Here is a 12,659-nt window from a genome sequence, read left to right on the forward strand (position 1 = left end):
GCATATTAATGCTCAGGCGGTAGCAGGTGGCTCAGGCCTTCTGCACCGCCAGTAACTCCCATCGCGCCCAAAAGAACCCACACCCCGAGCACAGCAAATAGTGCACAAGCTAACCACTTTAAGAGTGCCAGTGGCAGTTTGTCGGCAAACTTGTAACCTAACCATAGCGCAGGCCCAGTGGTAGCTAGAATGCCTAGGGTTGCGCCTAAAACTACCGGCCAAAATACCTGCTGACTACCTGCCAAAGTCACCACCACAAGCTGCGTTTTGTCGGCCATTTCCAGAAAAAAGAATGCGACAATAGCGGCCAAAAATAGCTGCCGTTTGCTTAACTCAGGGGCTTCGTCGTCATCTTTTTCAGGCACTAACACCCAAGCTGCCATGAGCAAAAATGCAATACCGACTATCCAGGCATGCCAGCTGCTATCCAAAAATTGAAATAGCCAGATACCAACAACTGCAGATAATGCTTGATTCAGAAATAGGCCGAGTGCCATGCCGAGGAAAATTGGCCAGGGTCGTTGATAACGCAGCCCAAACAGTAAGGCTAAAAACATCGAGCGGTCGCCGATTTCGGCAACACCAACGGTTAGTGCAGATAGAAGGAAAGTATCCATGAGGTACTCCGGTCGGGCAACACAACGATTCCGTGTGATGTAAATCCGTTGCCCGACAGCAAAGACACCTGCAATTAAGCAAGTGACAGGATTCACACCACAGGTCTCGTCAAGCTAGTGCCGTGTACGCCATGGCTCGTTTTCAGCCAATTATGTTGACGCACACCTTGCTGCATTGTTGGAAAATATGCGCAAGCGACTACTCCCCTGAGGGTTAGAGCGTATTATCGACAACGCGCCAAACTTGTCAAGTTAAGGTGCGACTTTAAAGCGATTAACAATGCGCTGCAGGTCATGGGCAAGCCCATGTAAATGCTGGCTGCCGTGAGCAATATCGTCCGCTTCATGGCTGGTGGACTGCGCCAACCCAGAAATAGTCACCAGGCTTTTATTAATTTCTTCTGCCACCATGCTCTGCTGTTCCGACGCGGTCGCGACTTGGGTATTCATGTCGTTAATTTGTTCGATTGCGGCGCGAATACTTTGCAACGCATTGTCTGTGCGGTGGGCGTCGGCAACGCTCACACCTGCTTGCTGCTGCCCCCGTTGCATCACCGCAACGGCATCATCGGCACTGCCTTGCAATCGCTGAATCATCTGCTGAATTTCATTGGTCGCGTCAGACACGCGGATCGCCAAGGTGCGCACTTCATCTGCCACCACGGCGAAGCCGCGACCTGCATCGCCAGCCCGCGCTGCTTCAATTGCGGCATTCAAAGCCAGCAGGTTAGTCTGGTCTGCAATCCCGCGAATGGCATCTAAAATACCGCCGATACGGGTACTTTCGGCTTTCAATGAGCTGATCACGGTTGCGGCTTGCTCAACCTCCTCGGCTAGACGCTGAATCGAAGTAATGGTTTGCGCTACGACTTGATTGCCCTCTTGGGTGGCATGCAATGCGTCATTGGCACTTTGAGCGGCAAGTTGAGTGTTGCCAGCCACTTCTTGCACGGTCGCTGACATTTGATTCATCGCGGTTGCGACTTGCTCAATCTGCTGGTGCTGCTGATTCAGCGCATGTTGCGAATGCTCAGCACCTTGTAAGCTTTGCTGTGCTTGAGCACTCAACGCTAATGAGGTACTGCTTAGGTTATTCACGAGCCCACTTAAATTAGCCAAGAAGCGGTTAAACGCATGTGCGACCTGAGCAAATTCATCCTTGCCTTGAATTTCTATTCTCTGGGTTAAGTCTGCGTCTTGGCTGGCGATGTTTTGTAAGCGCTGCAGTAATAGGTGCAGTGGTTTTAACAGGCGTTTAGAGAAAAGGTAGCCAATTGTTAGGGCGGTAAAGAATGCTGCAAACCATAATGTCCACATCACCATATTAAGGCGCTCTACCGGCGCATACAAATCACTGGTGGGCACCGAGGCACGAACTGACCAAGTATGGCTTAAGGCAGGGTGGCTCAACGGCGCTACAGCCGAGCTAACGTTTGTCTCTTGGCTGGCGGTCTGGTTTGAGGTGTCAGCGTCCCGTCTGATGGTGAACTTGGCATGCGGGCCCAGGGTACTGAGCTGAATTAATTGTTCTAAGCGCTCAAGGTGAATCAGAACAGTGCCAGCTGAGGTATCAAGGGGCATGGTGGCTGCGCGGTTCTCGCTTGGCGCTGCGGCCAACGGGTGTTGGGTGCCCCCCGCCAATACTTGCTCTATGTGTATTCGGGCTAAGCGAGCACTGTCATTCACGGCGCTGGTAAGCTGCTGATTTAAGTTGTCTTCGAGGTTGGCTTTGGTTGTAAAGAATGTCACGCCACCAAGAATCGATAAGGGGACTGACCCAATAATGACTACCAACAGCATAAGCTTAAACGTGAGGCCTGACATAATCGTACGCAATTGACGCTTCTCCTGATAAATGTGCCCGCAGGCACCCTAAAGGAAAGCGGTAAGGGATATCATGATCTTGCGCAAGTTTTGGCATGAGTTGATGAATTTATTGACACAAAAAAGAGTAAAAAAAAGGCCGACTGAGGAAGTCGGCCTAAAACTCGTTGCTAGCGACAGCAGCTAGTAAAGCATGCTGTACATAATTCTACGGTAGCGCGCCGCGAGGGGATCACCCGAAGGCAGATTATTTATCACATTTAACGCCGTTTGCTTAGCGTCGCCGAATTGCATATCTTTGCGTAACACTTGAAACAATAACTCTAAAGCCTCTTCGTGGCGCTTTACCTGATGATATTGCAGCGCAAGATCCACATGTATTTGTAAGTCGTCAGGGCTAGCTGCTAGCGCTTGCTCTAGGGCGGTAATTTCTGGCGTATCAGCGGCTTCCTCAGCAAGCTTAATCTTGGCCAAAATTTGTTGATAGTAGCTGTCTTGATCTGCAATGGTTAACTCACTAAGCAGCTGCTTAGCTTGCTCCGTATGGCCGACACTTGCTGCAGCGTCCGCCAATATCAGGCGCGCAGCTGGGTCTTCAGGGGCTAAGTCAAAAGCTTGTTTGGCGAAAGTATATGCAGCTTCAAAGTCCTCTGCGTGCAACGCATCCTGCGCCTGCTGTAATGCTTCGTCTTGGGGCGCAGGTAAGTACTTACTCAACATGTCGCGAATAGCACTTTCTGGTTGCACCCCAGCCACACCATCAACCGGTTGGCCGTCCTTGAAAACAACTAAGGTTGGCAAGCTACGTACGCCAAACTGGCCAGCAATGGCTTGTTGTTCGTCACAGTTAATTTTGGCTAGAATCAAATCATCAGGGTAATCCGCGGCGATTTTTTCCAGCACCGGCATCAACTGCTTACATGGTTCGCACCAGTCAGCCCAAAAGTCGATAAGTACGACCTTGTCCTGGGACCCCTGAATAAGCACTTGTTGTGCGTTTTGTTCATTGATGTCGATGATATTCGACTGACTTGATAGCGTTGCGCCTTGCTGCTGAAACGATGACACTTGCACACCCACCTTATGCTAACTATTTAATTAAATACTCTATTGCCCTCATGTATGAGGGCGATAGGTAACAAATCAAGGGCTGGTTACATCAGCTTTTTTAACCAATTCAGCTTTTTTTTGCTAAACGGCGGGTAGCGTAGGCTGACATCAAATTTAAAGCTGCGCACCATGACCGGTTTTTCATGGGAAAATGTGCGTACACCGAACTCGCCGTGGTAGCGTCCCATGCCGCTGCTTCCCACGCCGCCGAATGGTAGTTCGGGGTTCAGCATAAATACTAGGGTGTCATTGAAGCATAAGCTGCCACAGCTGATCTCAGTCTCAATCCGTGCTTGCTCGTGGCTATCCTGAGTAAACGCGTAACAGGCCAATGGTTTGGGTAAACTGCGAATTGCTTGAATGGCTGCGTCTAAGTTAGCCACCGGGCAGATCGGTAGTAATGGGCCGAATATTTCATCCTGCATGATAGCCGACTGCCGCGAGGGGTTATCAATGAGCATTGGCGCCATATACAGTTCACGACGGTCATAATCCTGCTGATTAATGATTTGCTGATCTTGCAGTAACCCTTTCAAACGATTGAAGTGGCGCGCGTTGACTATGCGACCGTAATCTTTAGAGCGTTGGGGCTCAGTGCCGTAGAAGGCTTCGATGGCCTGCACCAGTGCTTGCTTAAATGGCTCCGCGACCGCGCTATCCACCAATACATAATCAGGCGCAATACAGGTCTGCCCTGCATTTATCCATTTACCCCAAGCCACACGTTTGGCCGCAACCTGAATGTCGCAATGCGCCGTCACAATAACTGGGCTTTTACCGCCTAGTTCAAGTGTTACTGGGGTTAGGTAATCAGCTGCTGCACGCATCACCACTTTCCCGACCTCGCCACCGCCGGTATAAAAAATATGGTCGAAACGGTGTTGTAGTAGCTGAGTGGCAACTTCGGCATCACCCTCAACCACTTTTAGCGCATTATCATCTACATATTCAGGTAGCCACTTTGCAAGCATAGCGCTGGTCGCTGGGCTCACTTCGGAGGGCTTCAACAGCACCGTATTACCCGCGGCAACGGCTGCAACCACAGGGCTTAGGCTCAATTGTAATGGGTAGTTCCACGCGCCGAATACAAGCACACAACCCAGGGGTTCGAGCACTAATTTGCTGTGACCAGGCTTAGCCACGACTGGGGTGCCGACTTTGCGCGGGCGTAGCCACTTTTTCAGATTTTTACGGGTGAGTTGAATATCTTTTAAAGTGTAACCCACTTCTGTCGCCCAAGCTTCGGCGTGCCCTTTGCCTAAGTCTTGTTGCAATGCGCTGCAAAAATCTTGTTGGCGCTCTTCCAGCATCGCAGCTAAACCTGCGAGTTGTTGTAAGCGCCAGTTAACATCACGGGTTAAGCCTGAGGCAAAGGTTTGCCTCAGGGTATCAATGGCCTTCATAGTCCGCCTTGCACTAGGGTTTTAACTTCCATGTATTCATCTATACCATAGTGTGAGCCTTCACGGCCAATGCCCGATAGTTTGACGCCACCAAATGGATTCATATAGTGCGAAATCGCCCCGGCATTAATGCCAATCAACCCAGCTTCAAGTTGATGACTAACACGGTGAATGCGCGAAGGGGTGGAGGCACAGAAATAAGCGGCTAAACCAAACGGCGTGTCGTTGGCCAACTGAACGCCTTCATCTTCATCGCCAAAGCGCTGCACAGCCACCACGGGCGCAAAAATTTCAGTTTGGCTGATATCCATGTCCGCGGTAACGCCAGTGATCATGACTGGGCGGTAAAACAACGGCCCTAGGTAGTCATCTTGACCACCTTTCAGTTCGCAGTGAGCGCCTTTATTCATGGCATCGCTAACCAATGTATGGGCTTTGTCGACTGCATCTTGGTTGATCAGGGGGCCTAAGTCGTTGTCTGAATCCATGCCATCACCGACTTTCAAGCTTTCAATTTGGGTTTTCAGCTTGTGGACAAAGGCATCGTGTACACTGTCCTGGACTAATACCCGATTAGCACTGATACATGTCTGGCCTGCGTTGCGAAACTTCGACGCCATTAACTGTTCAACTGCAAGGTCGATGTCCGCATCGTCAAAGACGATAAAAGGCGCATTGCCGCCCAATTCCAGTGATACCTTGATAATGTTCTCACTGCATAGTTTCATCAGCCCTTGGCCGACCTTGGTGGAACCAGTGAAAGATAGCTTGCGCACTCTTTGGTCAGCGCACAGTGTTTCGCTAAAGGTTTTGGCATCGTCCGTGGGTAGAATATTGATGACACCTGCAGGGATACCGACCTTTTCCGCCAACACAGCCAAAGCAAGGGCTGAAAGTGGAGTTTGCGACGGTGGTTTAACCACCACTGTGCACCCTGCGGCGAGGGCTGGAGCAACCTTGCGGGTAATCATCGCGTTCGGGAAGTTCCACGGGGTAATGCAACCAACAACCCCAATCGGCTGTTTAATCACGCGGTTTTCCTGATGACTATCTATCATCGGTAGAATATCGCCGCGTGTGCGCTTCGCTTCTTCAGCAAACCATTCGACAAAGCTCGCCCCGTAGGCGATTTCGCCAGCGGCTTCATCGACAGGCTTGCCTTGCTCAAGGGTCATTATCTCGGCAAGCGCTTGTTGATGCTGCATAATGGCATCGAACCATTCACGAAGCTTCTTGCTACGCTGTTCGCTAGTGCATTGGCGCCAACTTTTAAATGCTCGATGGGCAGCGTCAATAGCCGCATTAACGCTCTCTGCATTGGCACTAGCGACACTTGCCACCACCTCGCCATTGGCTGGGTTGGTGACATCAAAATGCTTGTCTGTATCTAACCATTTACCATCAATATATAAAGCTTTGGCGATTAATTCATCGCGGCTTAATAACTCGCTCATGCTTACTCTCCTTGCGGCTGAACTCGAATAAGCTCACCATTTTGTTGGTCCGTGAGTAAATAAAGAAAACCGTCCGGTGCGCTGTATACATAACGGATGCGGCGCTCTAACTCGGTGAATAGATCCTCTTGTTCAACAACCTCAGTGCCCGCGATACGGACACGTTGAACTTTCTTTTTAGCCAGTGCGGAGACAAAAAAATCACCTTCCCATTGCGCAAACTTGTCGCCGCGATATAACGCCATGCCAGAAGGGGCAATAGATGGGGTCCACTCCAGTAGTGGCCCTGTCATGCCGGGTAGCTGTTTAAACGGCGTAATACGCGCGAAATTATAATCGATACCGGATGTGATCAGCGGCCAACCATAATTTGCGCCTGGCATCATTAAGTTTAGTTCATCGCCGCCGCGAGGGCCGTGCTCGTTGGTGTAAAGACGGTCGCGTCGAGCATCATAAGCGATACCTTGTACATTTCGGTGGCCATATGAATAGGTGTAAGGATCGGCTTCAGACAGCCCAACGAATGGGTTATCTGAGGGTACGGAACCGCTAAGAGTCATGCGCACAATGCTGCCAATATGATTGATCGGCTTTTGTGCTTGTTCGCGGTAATCAAAGCCGTCACCTAAGCCGAGCACAATGGTGTCATCGGGCAAAAAAGTAAAACGGCCGCCATAGTGCGCGCTGCCCGTTCGCCCAGGTGAAGAGCGGAAAATCTCCTCCACATTACTTAGACTTAAAGAGCCGCTTGACGATTCATTGAGCACGCCGCGCGCTAAACAGGTGCTTGAGTCATTTGCGCTGCCACAGGCATAACTCCAGTAGATACGACTGGTCTCGCGATAGTCGGGACTTACTTTAACTTCGAAAAGTCCAGCCTGTCCCTCGACCCAGACCTCGGGTAATCCTTGTACTGCTTGCTCATGCAGCCGACCATCTTGTTCCAACACGCGCATGGTTCCAGTGCGCTCAGTAATCAACATGCGTCCGTCGGGTAAGGTATCTAGCCCCCATGGGAATTCAAGCCCTTCGACAACCACGTCCGTGGTGTAGTCACGATCGCTGGCATGCGCTGCGTGGGATGCTAAAAGTGCACAGGCCGTAGCCAAAGTGGTAGCTAATGATTTCATTGACCAGACTCCTGATTGTCTTGTTGAGCATTGAGGCTAGGGGTCATGAGGGTGTACACGACACTGGCAATGGCAGCGCCAAGTAGCATAAGTCCGGTCCCTCCCCATGTGCGGGTTGCGGCAATAAATGTAGGCATGGGGGCAACGCTGTCGACCAGCCAAAAGCAAGTTGCCAGGCCTGTGGCTGAGGCTAAGACTAACCAAAACATGCGATGACCAGGCACTACTTTAGCGACCAATTCACCCACAGTGAACGCGATGATAAATGTAGCCAGTACAAGCCCCGTGTAGATGGGTGCAAAATGGGTTAGGTCATGCCATGTGTTGCTAAGGCGCATGGCAAAACTGACAGGTGGCGCAATATCGCGCAACTGAGCGAGGTTCACTTGGGTTTGAAACACGCTTCCAAGCAGTCCAGCGATAACGACTGCCAAAATAAAGGCGGTAAAGATTCTAAGTTTTTGCTTCATGCTAGCCAATCCAATGCAAGAGTTTACGTGAGGTTTCAGACATTTAAGCTAGTCTAAACCGCGCTAAGATGCCACTTATTCGGATGGCATAAACGACAGAAAAGATACGCATTGCGACGCATGGTAGATCGTTTTGATGAGATAGCTTGCTAGTGCGCGGCGTAAGCTTTAAAGTGAAAGCTTTACAGGTACGACCAGCACAGGAAAATATTATGAGCGCGCCATTCCCGCATATGTTCGAACCCCTAGACCTAGGGTTTACCCAATTAAAAAATCGCGTCCTAATGGGCTCTATGCATACGGGCTTAGAAGAAGCTAAAGGCGGCTTTGACAAAATGGCTGAATTCTATGCGGCGCGCGCGCGCGGCGGTGTCGGTCTTATTGTAACAGGGGGTATTAGCCCGAATGTGCGTGGCCGACTTACCCCGCATGGCAGCCAAATGAGTCACTTTTGGCATATCAAAAAACATCAAAAGATCACCTCGGCTGTTCATCAGGCCGATGGTAAGATTTGCCTGCAAATCCTGCATGCAGGCCGTTACGCCTATCATCCTCTGAGCTTAGCCCCTAGTGCGATTAAAGCTCCGATTACGCCATTCAAACCCAAAGCTATGAGCGAAGGGCAAATCCAAAAAACTATCGATCACTATGCGCGCGCAGCTAAAAAGGCGCAGCAGGCTGGTTACGATGGTGTCGAAGTGATGGGCTCAGAAGGCTATTTGATTAACCAATTTTTGTGTACCCGAACCAACAAACGTACGGATAAGTGGGGTGGTAGTTTTCAAAACCGGATGCAGTTTCCGCTTGAAATTATCCGCCGAATTCGCCAAGCCGTCGGTGAAAAATTTATTATTATCTATCGCTTATCAATGATTGATTTGGTCGAAGACGGGCATAATTTAGACGAAGTGATTGAGTTAGGAAAAGCGGCTGAGTCTGCTGGTGCGACCATTATTAATACGGGTATTGGCTGGCATGAAGCTCGCGTACCGACTATCGTCACATCGGTACCGCGTGCCGCGTTCACTTGGATCACCGCGCGCTTAAAGCAAGAGCTGAAAGTGCCAGTGGTGGCATGTAACCGAATTAACACCCCAGAAGTTGCTGAGAAAATTTTGGCGTCTGGCGAAGCCGATATGGTATCGATGGCGCGGCCGTTACTTGCAGACCCTGATTTTGTCAACAAAGCGGCGGCAAACGCGGCTGATAAAATCAATACGTGTATTGCATGTAACCAAGCCTGCTTAGACCACGTGTTTAAAAATAAGCGCGCTAGCTGCTTAGTGAACCCTCTTGCATGTTATGAAACCGAGTTAGTGATGCAGCCGGTTACGTCAGCCAAGCGCGTTGCTGTGGTTGGTGCAGGTCCGGCGGGGCTTGCATTCGCTTGCTATGCAGCCGAGCGTGGGCATGAGGTGCATTTATTTGATAAAGCCAGTGATATTGGCGGGCAATTTAATTACGCCAAACAGATACCTGGCAAAGAAGAGTTTCACGAAACGATTCGCTACTTCAAACAACGCTTGGTTGACACTGGCGTGCATGTGCATTTAGGCCAAGGGCAAACTGCCGAGTCTTTGCAGCAGGGCAAGTTTGACGAGATTGTCTTAGCCACCGGTGTGGCGCCACGAGAATTAACGATTGAAGGGGCCGACTTGCCCCATGTATTAGGTTATCTCGACGTACTGCGCGACCATAAAGAAGTCGGCAAGCGTGTAGCGGTGATTGGTGCAGGTGGCATTGGTTTTGACGTCTCAGAGTATTTGACTACGACGAAGTCGCCGACACTGGATAACGATGAGTGGCACAAGATTTGGGGTATTGATAAGACCTATAGTGAGCGCGGCGCGTTGTTGGCACAGCCGTTAGCTGAACCTAATCCGCGCGAAGTTTACCTGATGCAGCGTAAAGACACGAAAGTGGGTGCTGGTCTAGGTAAAACCTCGGGTTGGGTCCATCGCAGTACCTTGAGTAAGAAGGGGGTACGGATGCTCAACGGTGTGACGTATCGCCGAATCGTACCTGAGGGCATTGAAATTGAGCGTAATGGAGAAGTCAGTGTGTTGGCGGTCGACAACGTGGTCGTGTGTGCCGGTCAATTACCATTCCGTCCATTGCAAGAGGCGTTAGCGGCGCAGGGCGTGCAGGCGCATATTATTGGCGGTGCGGACGTGGCTGCCGAGCTTGATGCGAAGCGCGCAATTCGTCAAGGCGCAGAGTTAGCAGCACGTATCTAGCCCTATAAAAATGCCGGCTTCTAAAATGAAGTCGGCATTTATCTGATCAAATTAGGCTTTTATCGTCTATACCTTAAGTGACTCATATATTGATAAATAGTGACCTAAGGGAGCGTTAGATGAGCAAGAAAAAAGCCAACTCAACGGATAAACAAGTACCCGAAGTGCTCGCAGATGCGCAGAGCCGACTTGAAGATATTTACCAGCGCTTAGAGGTGTCTGAGGACGCCCGTCAACGCCTTAGTTACCCCCATCGGCTTATTCAGTTCTCAATTCCAGTGCGTATGGACGACGGCTCATTGCAGGTATTTCAAGGTTATCGAGTGCAATATGACATTACCCGTGGACCAGCCAAAGGCGGAATTCGCTTCCACCCTGATGTAGATGCCGACGAAGTGACAGCACTTAGTTTTTGGATGGCCATAAAATGCGCGGCCGTCGATTTACCCTATGGCGGTGGTAAAGGCGGAGTGAAGTGCGACCCTAAGTCATTGTCGAATATGGAGCTTGAGCGCTTGTCTCGCGGCTACATGCGCGGGGTTTACGACTTTGTCGGCCCCGATATTGATATTCCTGCACCTGATGTGAACACCAATGCCACTGTGATGGGTTGGATGGAAGATGAGCACACCCTGATAGCTAGACGCCAATTACCTGGGGTTATTACTGGTAAGCCGGTGGGGCTAGGCGGCTCGCTAGGGCGTGTTGAGTCGACTGGCAAGGGTGCGTTGCAAGTGCTGAACATTTGGGCAGAAAAAGCGAAGAAAAAGCCGAAAAAGCTAACCGTTGCAGTGCAAGGCTTTGGCAACGCTGGCTATCACTTCGCACGCAATGCCGAGGCTCAAGGTTACCAAGTGGTGGCGGTTTCAGATTCTAAGTGTACCGTGTATAGCAAAGATGGCTTAGATGTTGATGCTGTGCATGACAGTAAGAAAGATGGCTCGTTGAAACCTGTTTGTCGCGGCAAAAAAGAGCATGGCGAAGTCCTTGAACGCGATGATCTATTAAGTCTGGATGTCGATGTTTTAGTGCTGGCTGCACTTGAAAATGCGGTTAATGCAGAGAATGTTGAAAGCATTAAAGCGCCGGTTATCTTAGAAATCGCGAATGGCCCAGTAAGCAGTAAAGCGGAACAAGTATTAGCGAATAAAGACGTGACCATTATTCCCGATGTTATTGCAAATACTGGCGGCGTGATCGTCAGCTATTTCGAGTGGATTCAAAACCGGAGTGGCGACTACTGGAGCGCTGAGCAGGTCAATGAGCGCACGGAACAGCGCATTCGTGAGCAAGCCGAATCTATTTTTGAGCTTGCAGCGAAAGAGAAAGTGAGTTTGAGAACCGCCACTTACATGCAAGGTATTAAACGTATTACCGACGCCATGGATAGCCGTGGTTCACAACAATTCTTCAGTGCGCAGTAACGCATATCCATTTATTTACACAAGGGGCTCATGTTTGAGCCCCTTTTTATTTGTTTGAGCACTCAACTAGTTACATTCATGCCCACCATGTTTGTCCTGCATGCATTCGTAAAAGTATGTAAAGGCAACGGCGATTATGGCCAACCAAGCTAGGCTTAATACCATATAAGTTGTCTGGTAGTACTTAGCTAAGTATCCAAAGGCGCGCAAAAATAAAAGCGTCAATGACACGGCAACAGAATAGAATTTGCTAGCGTATCGAATCGTCATACTGAAGTTAAGCGTTTATGCCTTAAGCGTGAGGACCTACGGCATAACCTAGGGAGAGACTACGATGGAATTTACTGATACTAAGATGCAAGTTAAAAAGCTTGGAAGTTTAGTCCAAGCGGCTTTAGCAACTGCGGGTTTATTGGTTGCCACTAGTGTGTCAGCGCACGCCCAGTCACCTGAACAAACGCAAGATATCGACACTGAGGCTTCAATTGCTGTAGTACAGAACTTTATCGACAGCATGGACTACCAGTTTCTCTCGGCTGCGGATAAGGCGGTCTGGGATGAAGCACAATGGAATGAAATTCAGCAACATGCTGCTGGCGCTAATCAGGTTAGATTGCAAGAAGGTCATGAATTTCACCAATTAGAAGCTTTAGTGCGTGAGCAAGTAAAGGTTGAGGCCGTGGCGGCTGAACCTGCTCAAGATGGTTCAATTAAAGTCACTACTGAAATGCACTATCCGCAGGTGTTGATGTTGATAGATGACTTCATTGATACGCGCAACTCTTACACGTATGAACTACTGCTTGATTACCAACGCGCCTTAGACCGTGGTGAACTTGATGCGAGTGAATTAGCCAGTTACACCAGCGAGATGCCATGGCGCGTGATTGATGGCGGCGTTCATGTTGATGCCAAGCAGATGCAAGAGAACCGCGATGCCCTGCAAGCGCAGGGCTGGTAATTCATGACAACTGCTAAGCACGTATTGCG

At 49.9% G+C, this 12,659-nt stretch carries 10 protein-coding genes and 1 riboswitch; of the genes, 3 read left to right on the forward strand and 7 right to left on the reverse strand.

From position 1 onward, the window contains the following. Window positions 1-5 precede the first annotated feature (5 nt). The 7 genes from CWE07_RS12335 to CWE07_RS12365 form a co-directional block, all read right to left on the reverse strand. On the reverse strand, window positions 6-617 hold the full coding sequence (locus CWE07_RS12335; RefSeq protein WP_111570452.1) for a TMEM165/GDT1 family protein: 612 nt from the start codon (window positions 615-617) through the stop codon (window positions 6-8). Between the two features lie 42 nt (window positions 618-659). Then, a riboswitch (yybP-ykoY riboswitch) is annotated at window positions 660-830 on the reverse strand. A gap of 39 nt (window positions 831-869) precedes the next feature. Continuing rightward, window positions 870-2,453 (reverse strand): methyl-accepting chemotaxis protein, encoded by a 1,584-nt coding sequence (locus CWE07_RS12340; protein WP_126819012.1) that lies wholly within the window; start codon window positions 2,451-2,453, stop codon window positions 870-872. A gap of 171 nt (window positions 2,454-2,624) precedes the next feature. After that, window positions 2,625-3,509 carry a thioredoxin gene (gene trxA / locus CWE07_RS12345; RefSeq protein ID WP_111570465.1) on the reverse strand — a complete coding sequence of 295 codons (885 nt, stop codon included), beginning with the start codon at window positions 3,507-3,509 and terminating at the stop codon, window positions 2,625-2,627. Window positions 3,510-3,595: 86 nt separating this feature from the next. Further along, window positions 3,596-4,954 (reverse strand): aldehyde dehydrogenase family protein, encoded by a 1,359-nt coding sequence (locus CWE07_RS12350; protein ID WP_111570454.1) that lies wholly within the window; start codon window positions 4,952-4,954, stop codon window positions 3,596-3,598. Next, complete coding sequence (locus CWE07_RS12355) at window positions 4,951-6,408, reverse strand: NAD-dependent succinate-semialdehyde dehydrogenase (protein ID WP_111570455.1); 1,458 nt, start codon at window positions 6,406-6,408, stop codon at window positions 4,951-4,953. Before CWE07_RS12355 ends, CWE07_RS12350 begins: the two co-directional genes overlap by 4 nt. 2 nt (window positions 6,409-6,410) lie before the next feature. After that, the gene (locus CWE07_RS12360) at window positions 6,411-7,538 is read right to left on the reverse strand and encodes a PQQ-dependent sugar dehydrogenase (protein WP_111570456.1); all 1,128 of its coding nucleotides are present in this window, start codon (window positions 7,536-7,538) and stop codon (window positions 6,411-6,413) included. Next, window positions 7,535-8,008, reverse strand: coding sequence for a hypothetical protein (locus CWE07_RS12365; protein ID WP_111570457.1), 474 nt, complete (start codon window positions 8,006-8,008; stop codon window positions 7,535-7,537). Before CWE07_RS12365 ends, CWE07_RS12360 begins: the two co-directional genes overlap by 4 nt. Window positions 8,009-8,220: 212 nt before the next feature. On the opposite strand from CWE07_RS12365, the gene CWE07_RS12370 reads away from it, so the two are divergent. From CWE07_RS12370 to CWE07_RS12380, 3 genes are all read left to right on the forward strand, one after another. Continuing rightward, window positions 8,221-10,245: an NADPH-dependent 2,4-dienoyl-CoA reductase gene (locus CWE07_RS12370; RefSeq protein ID WP_111570466.1), complete on the forward strand. Its 2,025-nt coding sequence runs from the start codon at window positions 8,221-8,223 to the stop codon at window positions 10,243-10,245. Window positions 10,246-10,364: 119 nt separating this feature from the next. Next, complete coding sequence (locus CWE07_RS12375) at window positions 10,365-11,669, forward strand: Glu/Leu/Phe/Val family dehydrogenase (RefSeq protein ID WP_111570458.1); 1,305 nt, start codon at window positions 10,365-10,367, stop codon at window positions 11,667-11,669. A gap of 334 nt (window positions 11,670-12,003) precedes the next feature. Beyond that, window positions 12,004-12,630, forward strand: coding sequence for a hypothetical protein (locus tag CWE07_RS12380; protein WP_111570459.1), 627 nt, complete (start codon window positions 12,004-12,006; stop codon window positions 12,628-12,630). Window positions 12,631-12,659 lie beyond the last annotated feature (29 nt).

Source organism: Aliidiomarina maris, from assembly GCF_003987335.1.
GTDB classification, from domain to species: Bacteria; Pseudomonadota; Gammaproteobacteria; order Enterobacterales; family Alteromonadaceae; genus Aliidiomarina; species Aliidiomarina maris.

What these genes read in the sequence shown, in the direction of transcription:
- CWE07_RS12375 (WP_111570458.1), top strand. Translation starts at nt 10,365, where the DNA reads ATGAGCAAGAAAAAAGCCAACTCAACGGATAAACAAGTACCCGAAGTG.
- CWE07_RS12360 (WP_111570456.1), bottom strand. Translation starts at nt 7,538, where the DNA reads ATGAAATCATTAGCTACCACTTTGGCTACGGCCTGTGCACTTTTAGCA.
- CWE07_RS12370 (WP_111570466.1), top strand. Translation starts at nt 8,221, where the DNA reads ATGAGCGCGCCATTCCCGCATATGTTCGAACCCCTAGACCTAGGGTTT.
- CWE07_RS12355 (WP_111570455.1), bottom strand. Translation starts at nt 6,408, where the DNA reads ATGAGCGAGTTATTAAGCCGCGATGAATTAATCGCCAAAGCTTTATAT.
- CWE07_RS12380 (WP_111570459.1), top strand. Translation starts at nt 12,004, where the DNA reads ATGGAATTTACTGATACTAAGATGCAAGTTAAAAAGCTTGGAAGTTTA.
- CWE07_RS12335 (WP_111570452.1), bottom strand. Translation starts at nt 617, where the DNA reads ATGGATACTTTCCTTCTATCTGCACTAACCGTTGGTGTTGCCGAAATC.
- CWE07_RS12350 (WP_111570454.1), bottom strand. Translation starts at nt 4,954, where the DNA reads ATGAAGGCCATTGATACCCTGAGGCAAACCTTTGCCTCAGGCTTAACC.
- CWE07_RS12365 (WP_111570457.1), bottom strand. Translation starts at nt 8,008, where the DNA reads ATGAAGCAAAAACTTAGAATCTTTACCGCCTTTATTTTGGCAGTCGTT.